The organism is Paracoccus broussonetiae, from assembly GCF_031854425.1.
In the GTDB taxonomy this organism is placed as follows: Bacteria; Pseudomonadota; Alphaproteobacteria; order Rhodobacterales; family Rhodobacteraceae; genus Paracoccus; species Paracoccus broussonetiae.
Map to the genome: position 1 here is coordinate 101,406 of NZ_JAVRQI010000003.1, position 20,076 is coordinate 121,481.

At 63.4% G+C, this 20,076-nt stretch carries 29 protein-coding genes; 10 read left to right on the forward strand and 19 right to left on the reverse strand.

Features of this window, described 5'->3' with window-relative positions:
* Window positions 1-52: 52 nt before the first annotated feature.
* Window positions 53-955 carry a LysR family transcriptional regulator gene (locus RM190_RS04675; RefSeq protein WP_311758245.1) on the reverse strand — a complete coding sequence of 301 codons (903 nt, stop codon included), beginning with the start codon at window positions 953-955 and terminating at the stop codon, window positions 53-55.
* Between the two features lie 156 nt (window positions 956-1,111).
* On the opposite strand from RM190_RS04675, the gene RM190_RS04680 reads away from it, so the two are divergent.
* The 8 genes from RM190_RS04680 (at window position 1,112) to RM190_RS04715 (ending at window position 10,404) form a co-directional block, all read left to right on the forward strand.
* Complete coding sequence (locus RM190_RS04680; protein ID WP_390907942.1) at window positions 1,112-4,510, forward strand: indolepyruvate ferredoxin oxidoreductase family protein; 3,399 nt, start codon at window positions 1,112-1,114, stop codon at window positions 4,508-4,510.
* 64 nt (window positions 4,511-4,574) lie between these two features.
* A complete protein-coding gene (locus RM190_RS04685) occupies window positions 4,575-5,387 on the forward strand; it encodes a glutamate racemase (protein WP_311758246.1) in 813 nt (270 codons plus the stop codon).
* 18 nt (window positions 5,388-5,405) lie between these two features.
* The gene (ccmE, locus tag RM190_RS04690; protein WP_311758247.1) at window positions 5,406-5,849 is read left to right on the forward strand and encodes a cytochrome c maturation protein CcmE; all 444 of its coding nucleotides are present in this window, start codon (window positions 5,406-5,408) and stop codon (window positions 5,847-5,849) included.
* 77 nt (window positions 5,850-5,926) lie between these two features.
* Window positions 5,927-6,538 carry a holin-associated N-acetylmuramidase gene (locus tag RM190_RS04695; RefSeq protein ID WP_311758248.1) on the forward strand — a complete coding sequence of 204 codons (612 nt, stop codon included), beginning with the start codon at window positions 5,927-5,929 and terminating at the stop codon, window positions 6,536-6,538.
* Complete coding sequence (locus RM190_RS04700; protein WP_311758249.1) at window positions 6,529-7,059, forward strand: holin family protein; 531 nt, start codon at window positions 6,529-6,531, stop codon at window positions 7,057-7,059. Before RM190_RS04695 ends, RM190_RS04700 begins: the two co-directional genes overlap by 10 nt.
* Before the next feature lie 86 nt (window positions 7,060-7,145).
* The gene (locus RM190_RS04705) at window positions 7,146-9,110 is read left to right on the forward strand and encodes a heme lyase CcmF/NrfE family subunit (RefSeq protein ID WP_311758250.1); all 1,965 of its coding nucleotides are present in this window, start codon (window positions 7,146-7,148) and stop codon (window positions 9,108-9,110) included.
* A gap of 5 nt (window positions 9,111-9,115) precedes the next feature.
* Window positions 9,116-9,568 carry a cytochrome c-type biogenesis protein gene (locus RM190_RS04710; protein ID WP_311758251.1) on the forward strand — a complete coding sequence of 151 codons (453 nt, stop codon included), beginning with the start codon at window positions 9,116-9,118 and terminating at the stop codon, window positions 9,566-9,568.
* A gap of 65 nt (window positions 9,569-9,633) precedes the next feature.
* Entirely contained in the window at window positions 9,634-10,404 is a 771-nt protein-coding gene (locus RM190_RS04715) for an enoyl-CoA hydratase-related protein (protein ID WP_311758252.1), read from the forward strand.
* A 3-nt stretch (window positions 10,405-10,407) separates the two neighbouring features.
* Here the strand turns inward: RM190_RS04715 and RM190_RS04720 are convergent, their stop codons facing one another.
* The 3 genes from RM190_RS04720 to RM190_RS04730 form a co-directional block, all read right to left on the reverse strand.
* On the reverse strand, window positions 10,408-11,100 hold the full coding sequence (locus tag RM190_RS04720; protein ID WP_311758253.1) for an NUDIX domain-containing protein: 693 nt from the start codon (window positions 11,098-11,100) through the stop codon (window positions 10,408-10,410).
* On the reverse strand, window positions 11,097-11,534 hold the full coding sequence (locus RM190_RS04725; RefSeq protein WP_311758254.1) for a DUF983 domain-containing protein: 438 nt from the start codon (window positions 11,532-11,534) through the stop codon (window positions 11,097-11,099). Before RM190_RS04725 ends, RM190_RS04720 begins: the two co-directional genes overlap by 4 nt.
* A 78-nt stretch (window positions 11,535-11,612) precedes the next feature.
* Window positions 11,613-13,025 carry a diguanylate cyclase domain-containing protein gene (locus RM190_RS04730; RefSeq protein ID WP_311758255.1) on the reverse strand — a complete coding sequence of 471 codons (1,413 nt, stop codon included), beginning with the start codon at window positions 13,023-13,025 and terminating at the stop codon, window positions 11,613-11,615.
* A gap of 101 nt (window positions 13,026-13,126) precedes the next feature.
* Here RM190_RS04730 and RM190_RS04735 point away from each other — a divergent pair, with 101 nt between their 5' ends.
* The gene (locus RM190_RS04735) at window positions 13,127-13,396 is read left to right on the forward strand and encodes a DUF3572 domain-containing protein (RefSeq protein ID WP_311758256.1); all 270 of its coding nucleotides are present in this window, start codon (window positions 13,127-13,129) and stop codon (window positions 13,394-13,396) included.
* Window positions 13,397-13,454: 58 nt separating this feature from the next.
* Here the strand turns inward: RM190_RS04735 and RM190_RS04740 are convergent, their stop codons facing one another.
* The 15 genes from RM190_RS04740 to RM190_RS04810 form a co-directional block, all read right to left on the reverse strand.
* Window positions 13,455-14,507: a tyrosine-type recombinase/integrase gene (locus RM190_RS04740; protein ID WP_311758257.1), complete on the reverse strand. Its 1,053-nt coding sequence runs from the start codon at window positions 14,505-14,507 to the stop codon at window positions 13,455-13,457.
* On the reverse strand, window positions 14,501-14,743 hold the full coding sequence (locus RM190_RS04745) for a helix-turn-helix domain-containing protein (protein ID WP_311758258.1): 243 nt from the start codon (window positions 14,741-14,743) through the stop codon (window positions 14,501-14,503). The genes RM190_RS04740 and RM190_RS04745 overlap by 7 nt, the downstream gene beginning before the upstream one ends.
* Window positions 14,743-14,883, reverse strand: a complete 141-nt coding sequence (locus RM190_RS04750; protein WP_311758259.1) for a hypothetical protein — start codon at window positions 14,881-14,883, stop codon at window positions 14,743-14,745. The genes RM190_RS04745 and RM190_RS04750 overlap by 1 nt, the downstream gene beginning before the upstream one ends.
* Window positions 14,876-15,232, reverse strand: a complete 357-nt coding sequence (locus RM190_RS04755; protein WP_311758260.1) for a hypothetical protein — start codon at window positions 15,230-15,232, stop codon at window positions 14,876-14,878. Before RM190_RS04755 ends, RM190_RS04750 begins: the two co-directional genes overlap by 8 nt.
* Entirely contained in the window at window positions 15,219-15,476 is a 258-nt protein-coding gene (locus RM190_RS04760; protein WP_311758261.1) for a hypothetical protein, read from the reverse strand. The genes RM190_RS04755 and RM190_RS04760 overlap by 14 nt, the downstream gene beginning before the upstream one ends.
* Window positions 15,476-16,144 carry a hypothetical protein gene (locus RM190_RS04765; protein ID WP_311758262.1) on the reverse strand — a complete coding sequence of 223 codons (669 nt, stop codon included), beginning with the start codon at window positions 16,142-16,144 and terminating at the stop codon, window positions 15,476-15,478. The genes RM190_RS04760 and RM190_RS04765 overlap by 1 nt, the downstream gene beginning before the upstream one ends.
* Window positions 16,141-17,094 (reverse strand): hypothetical protein, encoded by a 954-nt coding sequence (locus RM190_RS04770; RefSeq protein ID WP_311758263.1) that lies wholly within the window; start codon window positions 17,092-17,094, stop codon window positions 16,141-16,143. The genes RM190_RS04765 and RM190_RS04770 overlap by 4 nt, the downstream gene beginning before the upstream one ends.
* The gene (locus RM190_RS04775; RefSeq protein ID WP_311758264.1) at window positions 17,084-17,263 is read right to left on the reverse strand and encodes a hypothetical protein; all 180 of its coding nucleotides are present in this window, start codon (window positions 17,261-17,263) and stop codon (window positions 17,084-17,086) included. Before RM190_RS04775 ends, RM190_RS04770 begins: the two co-directional genes overlap by 11 nt.
* Window positions 17,260-17,622, reverse strand: coding sequence for a hypothetical protein (locus RM190_RS04780; protein ID WP_311758265.1), 363 nt, complete (start codon window positions 17,620-17,622; stop codon window positions 17,260-17,262). The genes RM190_RS04775 and RM190_RS04780 overlap by 4 nt, the downstream gene beginning before the upstream one ends.
* Window positions 17,619-17,999: a VVA0879 family protein gene (locus RM190_RS04785; RefSeq protein WP_311758266.1), complete on the reverse strand. Its 381-nt coding sequence runs from the start codon at window positions 17,997-17,999 to the stop codon at window positions 17,619-17,621. The genes RM190_RS04780 and RM190_RS04785 overlap by 4 nt, the downstream gene beginning before the upstream one ends.
* Window positions 17,996-18,181, reverse strand: coding sequence for a hypothetical protein (locus tag RM190_RS04790; protein ID WP_311758267.1), 186 nt, complete (start codon window positions 18,179-18,181; stop codon window positions 17,996-17,998). The genes RM190_RS04785 and RM190_RS04790 overlap by 4 nt, the downstream gene beginning before the upstream one ends.
* 1 nt (window position 18,182) lies before the next feature.
* Complete coding sequence (locus tag RM190_RS04795) at window positions 18,183-18,659, reverse strand: hypothetical protein (protein ID WP_311758268.1); 477 nt, start codon at window positions 18,657-18,659, stop codon at window positions 18,183-18,185.
* Window positions 18,656-18,862, reverse strand: coding sequence for a hypothetical protein (locus RM190_RS04800; protein WP_311758269.1), 207 nt, complete (start codon window positions 18,860-18,862; stop codon window positions 18,656-18,658). Before RM190_RS04800 ends, RM190_RS04795 begins: the two co-directional genes overlap by 4 nt.
* A 131-nt stretch (window positions 18,863-18,993) precedes the next feature.
* Window positions 18,994-19,326, reverse strand: a complete 333-nt coding sequence (locus RM190_RS04805) for a hypothetical protein (RefSeq protein WP_311758270.1) — start codon at window positions 19,324-19,326, stop codon at window positions 18,994-18,996.
* Window positions 19,326-19,502 carry a hypothetical protein gene (locus RM190_RS04810; protein WP_311758271.1) on the reverse strand — a complete coding sequence of 59 codons (177 nt, stop codon included), beginning with the start codon at window positions 19,500-19,502 and terminating at the stop codon, window positions 19,326-19,328. Before RM190_RS04810 ends, RM190_RS04805 begins: the two co-directional genes overlap by 1 nt.
* 296 nt (window positions 19,503-19,798) lie before the next feature.
* Between RM190_RS04810 and RM190_RS04815 the strand changes: the two genes are divergently transcribed.
* Window positions 19,799-19,987, forward strand: coding sequence for a hypothetical protein (locus RM190_RS04815; RefSeq protein WP_311758272.1), 189 nt, complete (start codon window positions 19,799-19,801; stop codon window positions 19,985-19,987).
* The last annotated feature ends 89 nt before the right edge of the window (window positions 19,988-20,076 follow it).

Here is a 20,076-nt window from a genome sequence, read left to right on the forward strand (position 1 = left end):
GTTAACGAATGGCTGTCCGACACGCCCATGACGCAGGGGAACGCTGGACCCGTCACAGATCGGTTTCCGACTGTAGGCGACGGATCGACTGGATCTCTTCCAGCACGAAATCGCGGAAGGCCGTGACGCGGCGCGAGGTGCGCAATTCCTCGGGGAAGGCCAGGAAAACAGGAACCTCGCCGGACTCGATCTCGGGAAGGACGCGGGTCAGATTCGGGAAGTCGGCAGTCAGGTAATCTGGAAGGACACCGATGCCGACATGGTTCAGCACGCCCTGAAGCACGCCGAAATAGTTGTTGACCATCAGCATCGAGGTCAGGTTGTGCGTCAGCAACTGCTGGACCAGCACCGCCCCCGAGCTGACCTGCGGCGTTTGCGGGCTTTGGCAGATCAGGCGATGCGGGCGCAGGTCGTCGACCGTTTCCGGCGTTCCCGCGCGCTCAAGATACTCGGTCGTGGCATAAAGCCGCATCCGGATGTTCAGAAGCCGCCGCCGGATCAGGTCCTGCTGCGCTGGTTCCTTCATGCGGATGGCAACGTCGGCCTCGCGCATGGGCAGGTCCAGAACGCGCTCTTCCAGCATCAGGTCAATCTTGAGATCGGGGTAGCGGTCGTAAAGCTTGGCCAGCCGCGGCACCAGCCACATGGTCCCGAAGCCAGTGGTCGTCGTGACCTTGAGTTCACCGAACACCTCTTCCTCGCTGTCCCGTATCCGGGCGGCGGTGGTGTCAAGCTTGCGCACCATCGATGACGTCGCCTCGAACAGCAATTCGCCCTGTTCGGTCAGGATCAGGCCGCGCGCGTGACGGTGAAACAGTGTGGTGCCCAGCGAATCCTCAAGCGCGCGGATCTGGCGGCTGACGGCGGATTGAGACAGATGCAGCACGTCGCCCGCATGGGTGAGCGAGCCCGCATCCGCGACGGCGTGGAATATTCTAAGCTTGTCCCAATCCATAATATTGCTTTCGTGTTCTATCAGCCATGCAATTTTCGCAACCCTTAGCATATAGGTGCAACCGGACAATATGGGAGGGCGCAAGATAATCCTTTATCGGTCAGCTAGGCTGACCTACAATGCCTCCATACCAGTCATCAAGCTTGGGAGGGCCAGATGAGTGTGCAGGATTTTTCCCTCGCGGACCGATTCGATCTGACGAAGCGTCACGTTCTACTGAACGGGACGCAGGCGCTGGTTCGACTGATGCTGATGCAATCGGCGAGAGACCGTGCGGCGGGGCTGGATACGGCGGGGCTGGTCACCGGCTATCGCGGTTCGCCCTTGGGCGGCGTCGACCTGCAGATGATGAAGTCGAAAAGGGAACTGACGGCCGCGCAGGTCCTGTTCCAGCCGGGTCTGAACGAGGATCTGGCCGCGACCGCGATCTGGGGCAGCCAGCAGGCCGAATTGCGGGGTGAGGGGCGCCATGATGGCGTCTTCGCACTGTGGTACGGGAAGGGGCCGGGCGTAGATCGCACGGGCGACGTGATGCGTCACGCCAACATGGCCGGATCGTCGAAGCATGGTGGCGTCATCATGGCGATGGGTGACGATCACACCGGCGAAAGCTCGACCGTGCTGCACCAGTCGGACTGGGCCATGGTGGATGCCTATATTCCCGTCCTTTCTCCTGCAGGCGTGCAGGAAATCCTTGATTTCGGTCTTTACGGCTTTGCCCTGTCGCGCTTCGCTGGGGTGTGGACCGGCCTGAAGACCATGAAGGACACGGTCGAGGCCACTAGCGTGGTCGATGGCGATCCCTTCCGTATGAAGTTCGTGACGCCGGATTTTGCCATGCCCGAAGGCGGGCTGAACATCCGGCTGGGAGATACGCCCGTCGCGCAGGAAGCGCGGATGATCGACTACAAGCGCTTCGCCGCCGAGGCGTTTGCCCGTGCCAACCGCATCGATCGCCCGGTCTGGAACAAACCCGGTGCGCATATCGGCTTTGTCGCGGCGGGCAAGAACTGGCTGGACCTTGTCCATGCCATGTCCCTGCTGGGCATTGATGAGGCCGAGGCGGACCGGCTGGGCATTTCGACCTACAAGGTCGGGCAGACCTGGCCGATGGACATGAAATCCTTTCAGGAATGGTCCGAGGGGCTGGAGGTCATCGTCGTCGTCGAGGAAAAGCGCAAGCTGATCGAAATCCAGGTCAAGGAGGCGATCTTCGACAACCGCCACGGGCGACGCGTCCTTGGCTGGAAGCATGACCGCACGCGGGAAGAGCTGTTTCCGACCCGCTATGCGCTGGACCCGGTGATGATTGCGCAAAAGCTGGGCGGAATCCTGATCGAGGAGGGGCGCGGGACCGAGGGGATCAAGGCCGGCCTGCAACGCCTGACCGAAGTGCGTCGCAACGACAACGCCCCCGAGATCGCGACCCGGACGCCGTGGTTCTGTTCGGGCTGTCCGCACAATACCTCGACCCGTCTGCCCGAAGGCGCCCGCGCCTATGCCGGTATCGGATGCCACTATATGGTCCAGTGGATGGACAGGGACACCGTCGGCTTCACGCATATGGGGGGGGAGGGCGCGAACTGGATAGGCGAGGGGCCGTTCAGCAAAAGACCCCATGTCTTTCAAAACCTTGGGGATGGAACCTATAACCACTCAGGATCTCTGGCGATCCGTGCGGCCAAGGCGGCGGGCGCGAACATCACCTACAAGATCCTTTTCAACGATGCTGTGGCCATGACCGGCGGCCAGCCGAACGAAGGTGGGCTGACGGCGCAGCAGATTGTGCGCGAGTTGCAGGCGATGGGCGTATCACCGGTGATCGCGGTCTATGATGAAAAGGAAGAGATCGACCGCGCGCAGTTCCCCTCGGGCCTGCGGTTCGAGGAGCGGGCCTCGATGCTGGCGGTGCAGAAGGAGCTGGAGCAGGTCAAGGGCGTCAGCGCCATTGTCTATATACAGACCTGTGCTGCCGAAAAGCGCCGCCGTCGCAAGCGCGGCAAATTCCCCGATCCCGACCGCCGCATCTGGATCAACCCCGACATCTGCGAAGGATGCGGCGATTGCGGGGTGCAGTCCAACTGCGTCTCGATCGTCCCCAAGGATACCGAACTGGGACGCAAGCGCGCCATCGACCAGTCGAGCTGCAACAAGGATTATTCCTGCGTCAAAGGCTTCTGTCCCAGCTTCGTCTCGGTCCGGGGCGCGAAGCTGAAAAAGCCCGAGGCCGCCGCTTTGGACCTGCCGAACCTGCCAGCCCCCGCTTTGCCCGCGATCAGCGGCACGCATAACGTCGTCATCACCGGGGTCGGGGGAACCGGTGTCGTGACCATCGGCGCGGTTCTGGCACAGGCCGCCCATATCGACGGCAAGGGCGCGGGCATGATGGAAATGGCGGGGCTGGCGCAAAAGGGCGGCGCTGTCCATATCCACCTGCGCCTTGCCAACCGCCCCGAGGATATCAGCGCAATCCGCGTCGCCGTGGGCGAAGCTGATTGCATCATCGGTGGCGACCTTGTGGTGACGGCGGGGGCCAAGACCATCGGCCTGATGACCAAGGGCCGGACGGGTGCGGTCGTGAATGATCACGAGATCATTACCGGTGAGTTCACCCGTAAGCGCGACTTCCAGATCCCCGCGGATCGGCTGCGCCTTTCGCTGCAGGCGCGGCTTGGGGACCGGGTCTCGTTCCTTGATGCCTCGACGTTGGCTTTGCGGCTGCTGGGGGATTCCATCTATTCCAACATGCTGGTCCTGGGTGCCGCATGGCAGCAGGGACTGGTCCCCCTGACCGAGAGCGCGATCCTGAAAGCGATCGAGATGAATGGCGCAAAGGTTGCCGAAAACCAGCGCGCCTTCCAGGTCGGTCGCTGGGCCATGGTGGAGCGCGACGCTGCCGAAGCCCTTCTGCGCGCTCCGACGGAGCAGGCAGAGGTGGTGGACCCCGTCGAATATCGCGCGGCGCGGCTGGTGGATTACCAGGACGAGGCCTTGGCCCGCCGCTTCCGTGAACTGGTGAACCTGGCACCGCCCGAGCTGCGCGACAGCGTGGCGCAGGGATATTACAAGCTGCTGGCCTATAAGGACGAATACGAGGTCGCGCGCCTTCACTTGACGACCGCGGACCAGCTTGCCGAAGAGTTCGAGGGTGATGCGCGGCTTGGCTTTCACCTTGCGCCTCCGTTCCTGCCGGGGCGCGACCCGGACGGGCGTCCGTTGAAGCGTGAATTCGGTCCCTGGATCGTGCCGTTGTTCCGGTTGCTCGCACGCATGAAGGGGCTGCGCGGCACCGCGCTTGACCCCTTTGGCCGCAGTGCCGAGCGTCGGGCCGAGCGCGCGGCGATTGCCGAGTTCGAACGCGACATGCGCGAAGTCCTGTCCGCCGTCGGTCCGGCCACCATGGGACTGGCGCGCGAGTTGGCCGAATTACCATTGAGCGTGCGAGGCTATGGACCGGTCAAGGATGCTGCCGCAGCCGGCGCCGCCGAGCGGCGTCTGGCGCTGCTGGACGCCTTCCGCAAAGGTGGTTCCCCGCTGGCACAGGCCGCCGAATGACATAAATCGTGGCGTTCGCGCGCGCTCCAGCCTAAAAGGGCCCGTCGCAAGCAGGAGGCTGATCATGGCGGTGGGCGTATTCGATTCGGGTCTTGGTGGTCTGACGGTGCTGGACGCCATTGCCGCCCGGTTGCCCGATCTGCCGCTGGTCTATCTTGGCGACAACAAGCACACCCCCTATGGCGTGCGCGATGCCGACGACATCTTCAACCTGACCTGCGCCGGCGTCGAACGGCTTTGGGCCGAAGGTTGCGACCTGGTGATCCTGGCCTGCAACACGGCCTCGGCTGCCGCATTGAAGCGCATGCAGGAAACCTGGCTGCCCCCGAACAAGCGCGTCCTGGGCGTTTTCGTCCCGATGATCGAGGCGCTGACCGAGCGCCGCTGGGGCGACAACTCCCCCCCGCGCGAGGTCGAGGTGAAGCACGTCGCCCTGTTCGCGACGCCGGCGACCGTCGCCAGCCGCGCCTTCCAGCGCGAGCTTGCCTTCCGCGCCATCGGCGTCGATGTCGAGGCGCAGCCTTGTGGCGGTGTCGTCGATGCGATCGAAATGGGCGACGAGATCCTGGCCGAGGCGCTTGTGACCAGCCATGTCGAGGCGCTGCTGCGCCGGATGCCCGTCCCAGAGGCCGCGATCCTTGGCTGCACGCATTATCCGCTGGTGCAGGCCGCCTTCCAGAAGGCGCTGGGGCAGCGGGTCAAGGTCTATTCTCAGGCGAACCTGGTGGCCGAAAGCCTTGACGATTACCTCAAGCGCCGACCCGAATTCCGGGGGACGGGCACCGTCTCACGCTTCCTGACCACCGGCGATCCGGAACGGGTCTCGGGCAAGGCCACACAGTTCATGCGTCAGGCCATCCACTTTGAAGCTGCCTGAAGAAATGGTTGTTGTCTGATGAAATCGCTTAAGAAAAAGCGACGTATCCAGATCCTCGTCGCCGCAGCGGTCGCGCTGGTACTGGCGGTCGGGCTGATCGGCTATGGCTTCCGCGATGGCATCAACCTTTACCGCGCGCCAAGCCAGATGACCGAAAACCCGCCACGGCCCGGTGAGGTTTTCCGCCTTGGAGGGCTTGTCGAAGAAGGTACCCTTGTCCGTGGTGCGGGCGAAACCGTCACCTTCCGAGTGACAGATGGCGGGGCCTCGGTCCCCGTCAGTTTCACCGGCGTTCCGCCCGACCTGTTCGGAGAGGGTCAGGGAATGATCGGGACCGGCCAGATGGAGGGTGACACCTTTGTCGCTTCCGAGATCCTGGCGAAGCATGACGAAACCTATATGCCGCGCGAAGTCATCGACTCGCTGAAAGCGCAGGGCGTCTACGAGGATCCGAGCAGCTAGGCGCAACGCGCGTCGGGTTAACGAGACGTTAACCGCCCGGCGCCAGCCTTTCCGCAGCTTGTGGAAAGGGACGCCAGATGAAGACAATCGACCAGATCGCAGCCGAAATCGTTGCGCGCGAAGGCGGTTATGTGAACGATCCCGACGATCCCGGCGGGGCCACGAAATACGGCGTGACGCTGGCCACATTGCAGCGATTGGGGATGGACCGGACGGGTGACGGAAGGGTCAACAATGCCGATGTGAAGGCGCTGACCAGATCAGATGCCCAGCGGATTTTTGTTGAGCATTATTTCCGCACGCCGCGCCTGGGTGATCTGCCGCAATCGGTGCAGGCGCCGGTTTTCGACATGTATGTGAATGCCGGATCGAATGCCGTGCGCATCCTGCAACGGTTGCTGAGCCGGATGGGGTTTGCGGCCACGGATGACGGCATCGTCGGGCCGCGCACCAGCGATGCCGCCCGTCGTGCCGATGTTGCTGCCGCCGGCTATCTGCCCGATGCCTACGGGATCGCCCGCCGCAATTACTATTACGCGCTGGCGGATGCGCGACCGGCCAGCCGCAAATATGCCCGCACCGCGTCCGGCGGCAAGGGTGGCTGGATCCTGCGCGCCGAAGAGTTCGTCTCGGCCAGGTATCACCTGACGCTGGCGGAACATCAGAAAAGGACCGCGGCATGGGCATGATCGAGCGGGTGCTGGGAAGCAACGGCACCGCCGCAGTGGTGGCGAATGCCGCAAGTGGCGTGGCAGAGATCCTGTGCGAAGGCGCGGCGCGGCAGACGGGGGCAGATGACGAGGTGGTGTCATGCAGCCTGTGCGCCGTAGATTTTACTCCACCCAAGCCCCGGACATGGTTCGACGGGTTCGTTGACAGACTGAACCGGCTGCCGCGCCCGGTCCTGACCATGGGAACGCTGGCGCTTTTCGTCTATGCGATGGTTGAGCCGGTGGGGTTCGGATTGCGGATGACGAACCTCAACCTTGTCCCGGAACCGCTGTGGTGGCTGCTTGGCGCAATCATCAGTTTCTATTTCGGCGCAAGAGAGGCGCATTACTTTCGCGCCCGGCCACGGCCGGGCAGCAAGACCCCCGCGGGGCCCGACACCGGGCAGGGATCGCCGCCCTCACTGACAACCGCAAATTCTGGGGATTTCGCGGATAATGCTGCGCTGAGGGATTGGGCGCAGTCCTACGGCCGAAACTAGCCAGGCTGTGATCGCCCGGGTGGCTGCAAGGGCTGGCCTGCCCGGGCTGAGATCGTTATCCTCCGCCAACCTGTCCGGAGGAACCAATGAACGCGGAAATCGGCCATTTTGCCCTGATCCTTGCCTTTGCCGTAGCCGTGTTCCAGATGACGGTTCCGTTCATCGGTGCGGCTCGTGGTTGGACCGGCTGGATCGAAAGCGCCCGTCCGGCCGCACTGGCCCAGTTCGGGCTGATCGCGATTTCCTTTGTCGCGCTGACACTTGCTTTCGTTAACTCGGATTTTTCGGTGCGTCTCGTCTATGAGAATTCGCATACCGCGAAGCCGATGATCTACAAGATCTCGGGCGTCTGGGGCAATCACGAAGGGTCGATGCTGCTATGGGTGATGATCCTTGCGCTGTTCGGCGCGGCGGCGGCTGTGTTCGACGTCCATCTGCCCCCCCGGCTGCGGGCGCGGGTGCTGTCTGTCCAGGGCGCGATCGGCGCGGCGTTCCTGGCGTTCATCCTGTTCACCTCGAACCCGTTCCTGCGGCTTGAGAATGCTCCGTTCGACGGGCGTGACCTGAACCCGCTGTTGCAGGACCCCGGTCTCGCCTTCCATCCGCCGTTCCTGTACCTCGGCTATGTCGGGCTTTCGATGGCTTTCAGCTTTGCCGTCGCCGCCCTGATCGAGGGCAGGGTGGATGCCGCCTGGGCGCGCTGGGTGCGGCCCTGGACCCTGGCCGCCTGGATCTTTCTGACCATCGGCATCGCGCTTGGGTCGTGGTGGGCCTATTACGAACTGGGTTGGGGCGGCTTCTGGTTCTGGGATCCGGTTGAGAATGCCAGCTTCATGCCCTGGCTTCTGGCGGGCGCGCTGCTGCATTCGGCCATCGTCGTCGAAAAGCGCGAGGTGCTGAAAAGCTGGACTATCCTGCTGGCGATCATGGCCTTCGGTTTTTCGCTGATCGGCACATTCATCGTGCGCTCTGGCGTCATCACTTCGGTCCACAGCTTTGCCAATGACCCGAAACGAGGCGTCTTCATCCTGGCGATTTTGGCGGTATTTGTTGGTGGAGCGCTGGTGCTGTATTCGTTCCGCGCAGGAGCGATGCAGTCGAAAAGCGCCTTCTCTCCCGTATCGCGGGAGGGCGCGCTTGTGCTCAACAACATCCTGCTGGCGGTCGCGGCCTTCGTAGTCTTCATCGGGACGATCTGGCCGCTGGTGGCCGAAATGCTGTGGGATCGCAAGCTGTCGGTTGGTCCGCCCTTCTTCGAAAAGGCCTTTACGCCCTTCATGATCGTGCTGGCCTTGGTTCTGCCTTTGGGAGCCATTCTGCCGTGGAAGCGAGGGCGACTGGAAAAGGTGCTGCCGTCGCTGCGCGCCCCGCTGGTCTTGGCGCTGGCAGTGGCTGGGTTGGTTTATGCGCTGTCCACGGGGAATTCCGCGCTGGCGGTGATCGGTGCGGCGTTGGGGTCGTGGCTTATCGTGGGCGCGGCAATGGATCTGTGGTTGCGCACGGGCAAGTCAGGCCTGCAGCGCCTGTGGCGTCTGCCGCGCGCGGACTGGGGCAAGGCGATCTCTCATGCTGGGCTTGGGGTCACATTCATCGGCGTCAGCCTGCTGATGGCCTGGCAGGTCGAGGATATCCGCGTGGCTCAGGTCGGTGAGACCTTCAATGTCGGTGGCTATGACATCACCCTTGAATCGGTCGAGGGCCGGCCTGGCCCCAACTATGACGCGACCATCGCCAGAATGAGCGTGACCCGCAACGGGCAGTCCGTCGCCGTGCTTTACCCCGAAAAGCGGCTGTACCCAGTCCAGGGTATGCCCACGACCGAGGCCGCGATCCAGAACGGGTTGTTCCGCGACCTGTATCTGGTCATCGGGGATCCGCAAAAGGGTGGGGGCTGGGCGGTGCGCAGCTATGTCAAACCCTTCGCAAGCTGGATCTGGCTGGGCGCCTTCTTCATGGCGCTTGGCGGGCTTGTCAGCCTGTCCGACCGCCGCTATCGCGTGGCCGCCGGCGCACGCAGCGGGCTTGCGCCGCTTGCCGGCCCCGCGGAGTAGGGGGGATGCGCTTTCTGCTGCTTTGCCTGTCGCTGCTGGTCGCGACGCCCGCCCTTGCGGTTCAGCCGGACGAAATGCTGTCCGACCCTGCGCTTGAGGCGCGGGCAAGGGAGATCTCGCAGGTCCTGCGCTGTCCGGTCTGCCAGGGCGAGACGATAGACGAATCCAACGCGCCGATCAGCCGGGATCTGAGGCTTTACCTGCGCGAGCGGCTGGTCGCGGGCGACAGCGACACCGAAGCGCTGGATGCGGTCGTCGATCGCTTCGGCGAATATGTCCTGTTCGAGCCGCGGGCGCGCGGGATCAACTGGGTGCTGTATCTTGCTGGACCCGTCATGGCGCTGCTGGCCCTGCTGGTCGCGTGGCGCTTCATCGGCTCGCGCAGGCGTGGCGAACCCGATGAGGAGGCGCTGGACCCCGAGGAAAGCGCACGGCTGGACAGACTGATGCGCGACTGACGCGAGGTCGCGCTTTTCCGGGCCCTCCACTGCGGTCAGGATGCCGCCAAGCCAGCGGAGGACGCATGACCTATCAGACCATTACCGTTTTGCATCAGGATGATATCACCCGGGTCGCGTTGAACCGGCCCGAGGTCATGAACGCGCTGAACAGCCGGATGCGCTTTGAGATCGCGGCCGCGCTGACCGCTTTGCCCCCTGGCACGCGCTGCGTCGTGCTGACCGGGACCGGACGCGCTTTCTGTTCGGGGCAGGATCTGACCGATGCATCCGCAGGCATGGATGTCGAGCGTATCCTGCGCGAAGAATACGAACCCATGCTGAAGGCGATCACCTCGGCTCCGGTGCCGGTGATTGCTGCGGTGAACGGGGTGGCTGCCGGGGCGGGGGCGAACCTTGCGCTGGCCACGGACATCGTGATCGCGACGGAAAGCGCCAGTTTCGTGCAGGCCTTCAGCCGCATCGGCCTAATCCCAGACGCGGGCGGGACATTCATCGTTCCGCGCGCGGTGGGAACGGCGCGAGCCAAGGGCATGATGTTCTTTGCCGAGCCGGTCAGTGCGCGTCAGGCTGCGGATTGGGGCCTGATCTGGGAAGCCGTCGCGGATGCCGAGTTCGAATCCCGCGTCGCCGAAAGGGCGGCAATGCTGGCGCAGGGTCCGACGCAATCCTATCTTGCAATCCGCGAGGCCGTCCTTGAATCCGCGTCGAACGGGATCGAGGCACAGCTTGCGGTCGAAGCCCGGCTACAGGCGCGCATGGCCGCGACGGCGGACTTCGCCGAGGGCGTCGGGGCGTTCCTGCAAAAGCGCCGGCCGAAATTTTCGGGGCGCTGAATCCTAGCGGATTCGCAGGAAACGCGGCTCGCGCGCGCGATTGTCGAAGAAGGGCACGGCCTCGGGCGGGGCCAGCTGGGCCGGAGTGCGGGCAATCGCCGCGACTTCGGCCATCACCACCTCGGTGATGAAGGGCAGGTCCAGTGCGCGTGCCTCATCAAGGGGGACCCAGTGCAGGTGCGAAAGCTCATCACAGGCGGCGCTGAAATCGTTGCGGTCGCCGTGCAGACGGGTTGCGTCCAGCAGAAAGAACCGCGCGTCGTAACGCCGGGTCCGGCCCGGCGGCGTGATGGCGCGGAACAGAAAGATCAGCGCAGCGGGATCCGGGCTTAGTCCGGCGCGCGCGTAATGGTCCCAGCCTTCGGGTGCGGGACCAGCAGCGCCAGTCAGCATTCCCGTTTCCTCGGCCAGTTCGCGAAGGGCGGCGGCCAGCAGGCTTTCGGGGGTGGGAGCCGGATCCCGGGCCGGTTCGGCCGCAAGACGGTGGTGTTGCGAAGGATCTGACGGTGCCGAAAAGCGCACATCTGCATCCGCTGCATCGACAGCGCCGCCCGGGAATACATATTTCGAGGGCATGAAGGCCGCACCGGATCCCCGCTGCCCCATCAAGACCGTCGGGCCGTTCGGGCTACTGCGGTCAAGGACGATCACCGTCGCGGCGTCCCGGATCGGTGTGTCGGCGGGGGCGTCCGTCACGCGGCGGGAACCTTTTCGCGATGGACCGGTTCGGCCCGCGACGGGGGGGCGTCGCCAAAGCCATGCATCCGGCGCGCCCATTGGAAGCCGACAAAGCCCCCCTTGATCACCGGCAGCAAAGCCAGAGACAGGATGATCGCCCCCAGTCCGAAGCCGATCAGCATCGCCATCGCCGAGGGGCGGAAGGCGATATAGATCGCCAGCAACAGCGGCGCGCCCAGATGCGAGACCAGCAGGATCGTCAGGTAAGCCGGCCCGTCATCGGCACGCTGATGGGACAGATCTTCGCCGCATTGATCGCAATGGTCGCGGACGGTCAGATAACCGTGAAACAGGGGGCCCTGGCCGCAGGCCGGGCAACGCCGCATCGCCCCGCGCAGCAGGGCAGGCTTCAGCGGCCTGTCGGTGGTGGGATATGCAGTGTGTCCGGACATTCGCACATTCCTTTTCCGTTCCCGCCCTATTTAGGGTGCCATGGCCCGAAATGAAAGCGGTCCGAATGTCGCAGGGCCTCAGGCGGCAAGGGCAGCGGGCGCGACCACGATCCGGTTCCGGCCCGACGATTTCGCGCTGAGAAGTGCGCGATCCGCCCGCGCCAGCAGCAGCGCGCTGTCAAGGTCGTTCGCCGACGCAGGGCCGCGATCGAATGCAGCGATCCCGGCCGAGATCGTGATCGACAATGCGCCCGTGCCGGATTCCGGGGGGAGGGGAATGGCAGGCGCCGCAATGGCACGACGCACATCCTCGGCCAGCAAATGAGCGGTCTGGGCGTCGCAATCGGGCAGAACGACCAAAAACTCCTCTCCTCCCATCCGGGCGATCAGGGCATCGGGGGGCAGGCTGGCGGTCATGCGATGGGCGACGGCCTGCAGGACGGCATCGCCTGCCGCGTGGCCGTGCAGGTCGTTCACCAGCTTGAACCGGTCAAGATCCAGCAACATGACGGCAAGCCCGCCTCCGTGGCGAAGCGAGTTGGCGAAAAGCTCGGCCAGGCGGGGCAATGCGTGGCGACGGTTGTGAAGCCCGGTCAGCGGATCCGTCATCGCCCACCGCATGTTGCGTCGCGTTTCCTCGCGCTTGCGGTCACAGGCCAGCTTGCGGCCCAGTTGCCCTTCGATCCGGATCGCTGCCTCGATCGCTGCGGTGGGCTGCGTCAGGTCCGAGGTCAGGACATCGCCCGCCCCCAGGTCGAGCGCCATCGCGGTCAGGTCAGCCCGATCGGGACGAAGCGCGACGACGAAGCCCGCATCCCGCGACATCGGCCGAGAGCGTAGTTCGGACAACAAGCGCAGCCCGTCGCCCGGCTGCTGGATGTCCCCCGCGATCAGGTAAAGGTCGGGCACGTGGCCCCGCGCCGCTTGCGACAGGGCACGGTCCGGGTCGCTGATCGAGATCGAAAAATCCAGCCTGTCCCGCAGCGAGAATTGCCAGCCAAGCGCGATGGCCGGCTGCCCGGCCACGAAGACCGCCCTGGGCCGCGTATCATGGCGGAACTCGGCCACCGGTTCGGCCATTCCAAAATCGGGATGCGTGCCGATGCCGCCGCGGTCCGACTGGCCGTCACCCCGCATCAGGCCGCGGATACGGGCGAAAGGCGTCAGGTCGTCGTCCATGCCGTCGATCAGTGCCGAGGCCCCGGCCTGCAGCGCGGCGATGCGCTGCGGACCCTGAACCTGGACCAGGACCGGAATCTCGGCTCCGTCCAACTGGGTGCGGAACTGGGCGCAGAGCTGGGCGCCGGTCATGTCGGGCAGGCTGGTGCCGATCAGCACCAGTTGCGGCTGGACCAATGCGGCCATGCGAAGCGCCTCGACCCCCGAACCGGCGGCGGTGACGTCGTAGCAGGCGGAACTGAGCCGCGCCTTCATCTTGATCCGCGTCTTCGGTGCGCCGTCTGCGACCAGAATGCGTCCAGCTACGTTCATCTGCCTGCTTTACACCTCTTGCCCTTGCGCGCATCTTGCCGCCGCAAAGATTAAGGAATCGTTTCCGGTCCTCCGGAAAAGCCGAGAAAGACGACACGCGCATGACACCATCCGAGGCCCGCGACATCGCCGATGCTGGGTTCAGCCATATCGCCGGGGATGCCGAGCTTGTCTCGGCCCTGCTGGCGCAGTCGGGAACGGACGTGGCCGGGCTGCGCCGCATGGCGGGGCGTCCGGAATTCGCGCAATTCGTACTGGATTTTCTGCTGGAGCAGGATCAGCGCGTGCTGGATTTTGCGGCGGATGCCGGGATCCAGCCGCAGCGGGTGCTGATGGCCCGTGCGGTTCTGGGCGGGGGCGATCCCTGGTAGGGATTACCCAATCGAGTTTATGCGCGTAAATACAATTGGTTGCACGATATGATACAGGCTAGGATCGGGTTGATACTCCGGTCCGTTTTTGTTCCGTTCCGCTGATCAGCCGCTTCATTTCGGCTGCGCGGGTGTAATGGGCGACTTCTTCCAGCGTCTTATGCCCGCCCCACGCCATAAGCGCGTGAGTGGATCCGCCAGCTTCGGCGATGGCGGTCAGGCGGTATTTGCGCAGACCGTGGGCCGTTTTCTCGGCAAGGCCACAGGACCGCGCGCCGCTTGCTATGATCTTCCCCAGACCTTTGAACCCTCGGACCCGGCCATTCACCTCCAAGAAGGTGAAGCCCCCGGACAGACATTGCAACGCTTGCATGACCTGATCGCGCTCGGCTGACCATGCCTCTGCCCATTCCGGCAGCGCGCATGTCCACGGCACATGAGCCAGGCCGCCCGTCTTGGATTGGCGAAACGTCAGCACGCCGTCGGAGCCAATGTGCGAACGGGACAGCGTTACTGCGTCATTTGTCCGCGCGCCGGTCCAGCAGACCAGTTCGAAGCAGGCCCGCGCAACGGTGCCGATCTTCCAGCGGGCACGGAACGCGGCCACATCCTCGTCGGTCCAGACAAGGAATCCCTCGGATTTGGTGGTGCGCTTCCTGATGCCCTGCGACGGGTCTGCGACTGTCTCCCCATCATCCATGGCCTGCTTGAACAGCCAGCGCCATGCTTTGAGACGCTCATTCCCCACGTCCGGGGTCAGGCGCGCTATGTCATCCTCGATGTTCCGGCGCGTCACGATCTTGATGCGGACGGTGCCATAGGATTGCGCGATCTGATCGCCGTGGCGCGTCAGGCGCTTGCGGTAGTTGGCAGAGACTTCCCCCCAAGACGGTGCCGCCTTCATGCGCATGACAGCATAGGCAATCGTCCCTTTTGCGCCCATTGTCTTCGCGGGTTTTGGCATCGTCTTGGCAGAAGCTTCTGCCATCGCCCATGCAGTGACAAAATCAGGGTGCGTCTCAGGGATATCGTCCGGCAGGCGAACGCCGGTGGCGCGGTGATAGCGCACGATCCGTTCGCCGCGCTTCTGGCGCCTGATGCCCCTCAGCATTGGCCCCGGAACAGATTGTCGCAACGCTCGCGCTCCTCTGCGTCGATCTGGTCGCCCTCATAGGGCAGATCCTTCGCATATGCCTCCAGGTCGGCCCGCAGGTAAAGCCGCCGCGCCCCGTGCATCTTGCGCGGAATCGGCAGGCCACGTAGCGTCGTCTCCGAGACGCCAAGATAGGCGGCGGCGTCATGGGTCGAAAGCATGTAGGGCGCGAAGGTCAGTTCGTGCTTCCCCATCACTCCTCCTTTGCCTGCTGGGCTGGTGGTTCTGGCAGATACACCCGGTCAAGCCGGTTGAGTTGCCAATTCAGCAGCAAAATTAGGCTGACAATTATCACTGCTGGCGTCAGCAGCAGAAGCGGCCAGAACTTAGACATCCGTCTCCCCTCCCTTCTGGTCGGTGGCGAGGGCGGCTCCGAAAACTTCCGGCAGTCCGTGATAGCATTTCCACAGCGTCACCTTCGCATTTCCGGTTCCTCCGCTACCGCCGGAGATGCCCGTGCCTCGACACCAGCGGCAGCTGGCGACGATGTGCGCCTTGAGCCGTGCATTCTCGCGCTTGGCGGCTTCGAGGGCGTCATACTGCTCCCACGCAGCACAGCATCCGCAACGACCAGGATTATCAACAATATCGGGAAAGTCGTCGGTGTCCTTGGTTCTGCACCGCTCGCCCCAATGCTCGGTGATAGCCTCGGAGATGTAGTCGGTTGGGTCAGCGGTGGTCATGGTCGGTGTCCTCCTTCCGCGCGATAGCCAGACGGCTTCGGCGAATGATCCGCTGCATCAGCCTATCCCTGACCCGGCACAGCCGCTCATTCTCAGCCCAAAAAGGCTCATTCCCGTAGCTCGGATACTTTTCGAACATCAGCGTGTTGGCTTCTGCTCTCGCTGCTGCGCTCATGCTGGCGTAATGCTGCCGCTTGGTGGGGGCAAAATACATCGGCTTGAGACGCTTCTCGATGGTTCCCATTACCCCTCCTTCCGCACGAGGATGGCGGCTTTGGCGGCGAACAGGTGATCCAGCCCGCCAGTGTTCCACGCGGCAATAAACGTATCCGTCCAGCCAGTTGCCGGTTGCAGACCTTCATCGCCACAGCAATGGTCAAGTATCGCCACGATTTCCGCCCGCTCTTTTTCCCGAACTCGCTTATCATGCTCGGCCAGCGCGGCGGCTGCGTCGGTGGGGATCAGTTCAAGGACACGATCAATGCATGCATCCCACGTCTTAGCCCAATAAGCGTCCTGCATGATGCTGGATGACGGGTCGGTGCGCAGTGCCTCGATTTTCACCCGCATCGCCTCTGCCACGGCACCGGACGCGGCAAGCTTGTCAGTCAAATCATCGAAGCGGGTGGTCAGGGCGTTATAGTCGATGCACCACTGGTTCCGCTCCTTGATGGCAGCGTCACGTTCGCGGATCAGGCGGTCAATCTCCACGCCCATCTGACTTTCTGACGTCAAGCGCGAGGACTGCTCAAAATCCCTCTCCTTGGTCAGCGCATCCACGCGGGCGAGCGCGGCTTGTATCACGAGGCCCAAGATATTCCGTATGTCGTCGCCGGTCTGGAAACGAGACGGATGCCCCATTGCTTCCATGAAGGCGTTGACCTCTTTGCCAGTGGGGTCCAGTTTTTTCATCCCGCACCCCCAGCCAGAGCGCGCAGGGCGGCGACCGTCATGGAATAGTTGCTTGAATATTCCTCTGGATCGCGGCCTTTCGATACCGCCCAATCCCGATGCAGCTTCTCGAATACGGGGATCAAAGCCGCCGCAGCTTTATCCTCCGCGACCGTCACCTGCGCCTCGGGCGGGTTGGTGCCAGTAATGATCCTCTCCCCGCGCTGATGCAGCATCATGGCAAGGTTGCCCACGTCCACTGGGTCGCCTTTTTCGACATGCTCGCGCAGAAGCTGAGACAGCAGTTCAGCAGAACAGGTCGGCCCTTCCCATCCGCCGCGACCCTCAGCACGCTTCCGCGAGAGTTTGATCTTCATTGCGTAGGCAAAGCGGTTCACGGCAATGTCGTCAGGGTGCTGCCCCTCGGTCGGGGCTGCACGGCTGGCAAGGGCGGCGTCTGCAAGTGCAATCAGATATGCTGGGTCCAGACGCCATTGGACTTTCTCACTCAGCATGTCTTCCGCAGCACGTTTGACGATTTTCGCCGCCTCCACCAGCGCCGTGTCCGTGGGCGCGGCGGGCGAGTGGACGTTACCTTTGAGGCGGGCGATCAACTCATCGCAGCCATCAATGCGCTGCACAGCCCCTGCCTCGGTCGGCAGCAGCGCGGCGAGGATGCGCTCCTTGAACTTTTCGAACGACATGCGGGCGTTTCCCATCGTCCAGAGGTCATGCAGCTTGCGTTCGTCAAACGCCCCCATACCTGCGCGGGCGGGGGTGTCGGCGCGGCCATTGAGGGCATCAGCAATGGCTTGTGCTGCTTCCTCGGTCTCTGCCTTGCAGATGACAGCGAGGGGATGCTGCGGCGGGAGCCACCAGTTGCACACCGACTTCGGGTCGGATTCCATCGGCCCCCACCCGCCCATTTTGAGCGGGTTCGGCGCATCGTCGCGGGGCGGGTTAGTGGTCATGGGGGAAATCCTCGAAATCGTCGTAGGACGGATCGATCACGCCCTCGCCATTGCATTCGTCGCACGTCTCGTCGCCGAAACCGCAGATGCAGTCGCCGGGCCAGCAGTCGCAACGGTGATAGCCGCGGCCATTGCAGGCGGGGCAGCTCTTGAGATCTGGCTCGCTCACGTCGCACCCCCTGTCTGGTTCAGGGCGGCGCGGGCGGACGCATAGGCATGACCGCCGACGAGATTGTATCCTTTCATGTCGTCCAGAACCGAGACTAACGCGTTCCGCAGCTTCGCGTTCGCCGCCTCAAGCTCCAGCACACGGGCGGACACATCGGCCAATGCCTGTGCGGCTTCTACCTGGATCGGCTGGCGAAACCCGCTGTCGCGAACATCACGGTATCCAAACTCCGGCTCGACCGGGCCATCAGGGCCTATCCGGTAAAAACCGCTCAGGCGCATGAACAGGTCGCCGTGCCGGCCGAGGCGGTCACGAATTGCGCGCAGCCCCGCCAGTTCCTCGGTGCTGATCGCGGTCATGCGGCACCCACCAGTTTTGCGAACTCCAGTGCGTGTTGCTGGGCCTGTTCCGGGGTGGCGACTTCAAAGCGCGGATGCCGCGATCCGTCATCGTCCACCACTTCCAGTCGGTGCAACTGGAAAAGGCCGCCGAGTGTCCAGTTGCATGGCTTACCGTCCGGATTCTTCCGTGCCGGTCCAGCATCGGTCCAGCGACCGACGCACGAAAAGCCGAGATAGCGTTCAACGTCCTCAAAGTTGAGCCCCGCGCCAGCCGCGATCAGATCGCGGGCGCTTTGGACCGTGCCACAAACAGGGCAGACAAGCGCAAGGTCAGCGCGCTCGACGTTCTGCGCCTTGAGTGCCGCGTGAAACTCAGGAATGGTCATCGTTTTCATGCGGCACCTCGGGCGGCAAGGACTTCCCGGATCAAGTCGGGGAACAGCGCGCGGAGCGTTTCAGATGCCTCAGCTTCGGCGCGATAATCCCCGCAGATGGTCTGCAACAGCAAAGCCTTGAGGCGGTCGGTTTCCACAGGCGCACGGAACGCCGCCCCGCCGTGTTTCGTCGTGTTGGTCATTTCAGAACGCGCTCCCTGAAACTCGGTCGCGAAGCCTCTCGATTTCGAGGTCTTTGCTGGCGACGGATTTGACCAGCGCGGCAACCTGATCCTCCAAGTCCAGAATGCGTTCGTCACGCAGCAACGCCTCGTTTGCTTTCGCCACTTTTGCTCGCAGTTCCATCGTCTGGGGGACAAGCAGAGTGCCGTGAATTACTGGATGGTCACGGTCTCGCCCCGTCCATCCATCCAGTTTCAGATAGCGGCGCACCTCGTCGGGCTGACCTTGCAGCATCGCGTTGACCGCGCGATCGGCCATGTCACGCACCAGCATTTCCAGTGCTTCTGGCATATTGTCGATGATGCTGTATTGCAGGTCATCCCACATCGAATCCAGGAACGCCTGCTTGGCTTTCTTGTAACGGTCGGTGTCGACCACCGCCGCCAGCCCATCACACAGGGCATCGCCGAAAATCTCGGCTGGGTCTTTCTCGCTCATGTCCGTTCCTCGTAATCTGGAAGGGTGGGGGTTTCGCCGAAGACGTGCACGGGGACGTGTTGCGCGCTGCGGATGAAGCGGATCGGCACGCGGGTATCGCCGCCCAGCCACGCGGGCAGCGGGTCGCCGGGGTATCTCGCGATGGTGCTGCGCCCGATCTCGCGGCAGGTCGGCGGCTCGCGGTGATGATGCGTCTTGATCATGCTGTCAGCCTCCTTGTGGGCCGGTTAGAACCAGCGAATTTCTGGAAAAGGCCCCCGCGGCCAAGGGAACAGACCGCAGGGGCGAGGTGGGCCGGCGCGCAGGACATGGGGAGGAGCACCGGCCGGGTATTTCATTCCGCCGCGTAGGCCACGCGCTGATCGCGCTGGTAATCGGCGTAGCCGTCCGCATCGTCTTGCTCGGCAGTTTCGAGCCAAGCCGTGCGCGCCAGATCTTCCTGGCGCTCAACCTCGGCTTCGCCGATCAGGGCAACCGCGGTGGCTCGGTTCTGCTGGCGCCCGTCGAAGGTCCAGCTTTCGAGGGAGACGCCGTTGACGTGATCGACGCGGCGCATGCCGTGGCGGTCGCGATGACGCGACCAGAGGGCATCGACCTCAAAGGTCGCTTCGCATTCGCTGTAGCCCTCGGCGACGTCCAGGGTGAGCGTGGCGGTGTGATAGTCCATCACCATGCCTCCATGCGGGCGACACACTCGTCGGGGGTCAGCTGGAGGCATTCGAAGGGACGGCCGGTCAGGGCTTCGATCATCGCTTCGGCGTTGTTGATCCAAGTCCAAACGATCAGGCAGGCCATGCCGAGCCAGCAAGCGGCGCAGATGGCGGTTTCGACGCGATATGACATGGGTTGCTCCATCTCGGGAGGGCGGATCGTGTGTCTCGCCCTGTGAGGTAAGATTATGCGATTCGCATAACTTCTGTCAATGCGTAACGCATAAAAATATGCATCGCTATGCATAGCCGATTCGCCCGTGCTACCCTGCCGGTGCCAGCGCCCCGCCGAGTCGGTCGGTGCGGGAAGCGTGCCTCTCCAGAAAACTCGCCTGAATTGGTCGAGAATTACCGGGCTATTTCCGCGCGCATGTGTTAGAAGGCTTCATCTGGGCAAAAATCGTTGCCCGGTGTCATGGAGGGCCTGCAATGGGCCACGAACGGAAGCTCCCGCAAACCGAGCACCAGATGCTTCTAAACGCTGTCAATGGCTTGGACGACAAGCGTGTGAACGCTGCCTTCAAAAAGGCCGTTAGTGAAATGGATGCTGAAGAAGCTCGTGTCATCGCCGAAGAAGCCCGGATGAAGGGCTATGACAGATTAGGCGGAAAGCACTGAAAGTAGCGGCGGGGAGGTTCTCCGCCGCTTCGCTTTGGGGGCATGAAAAAGCCCCGCACGGGGCGGGGCGGTTCTCGTCTATCAGGGCT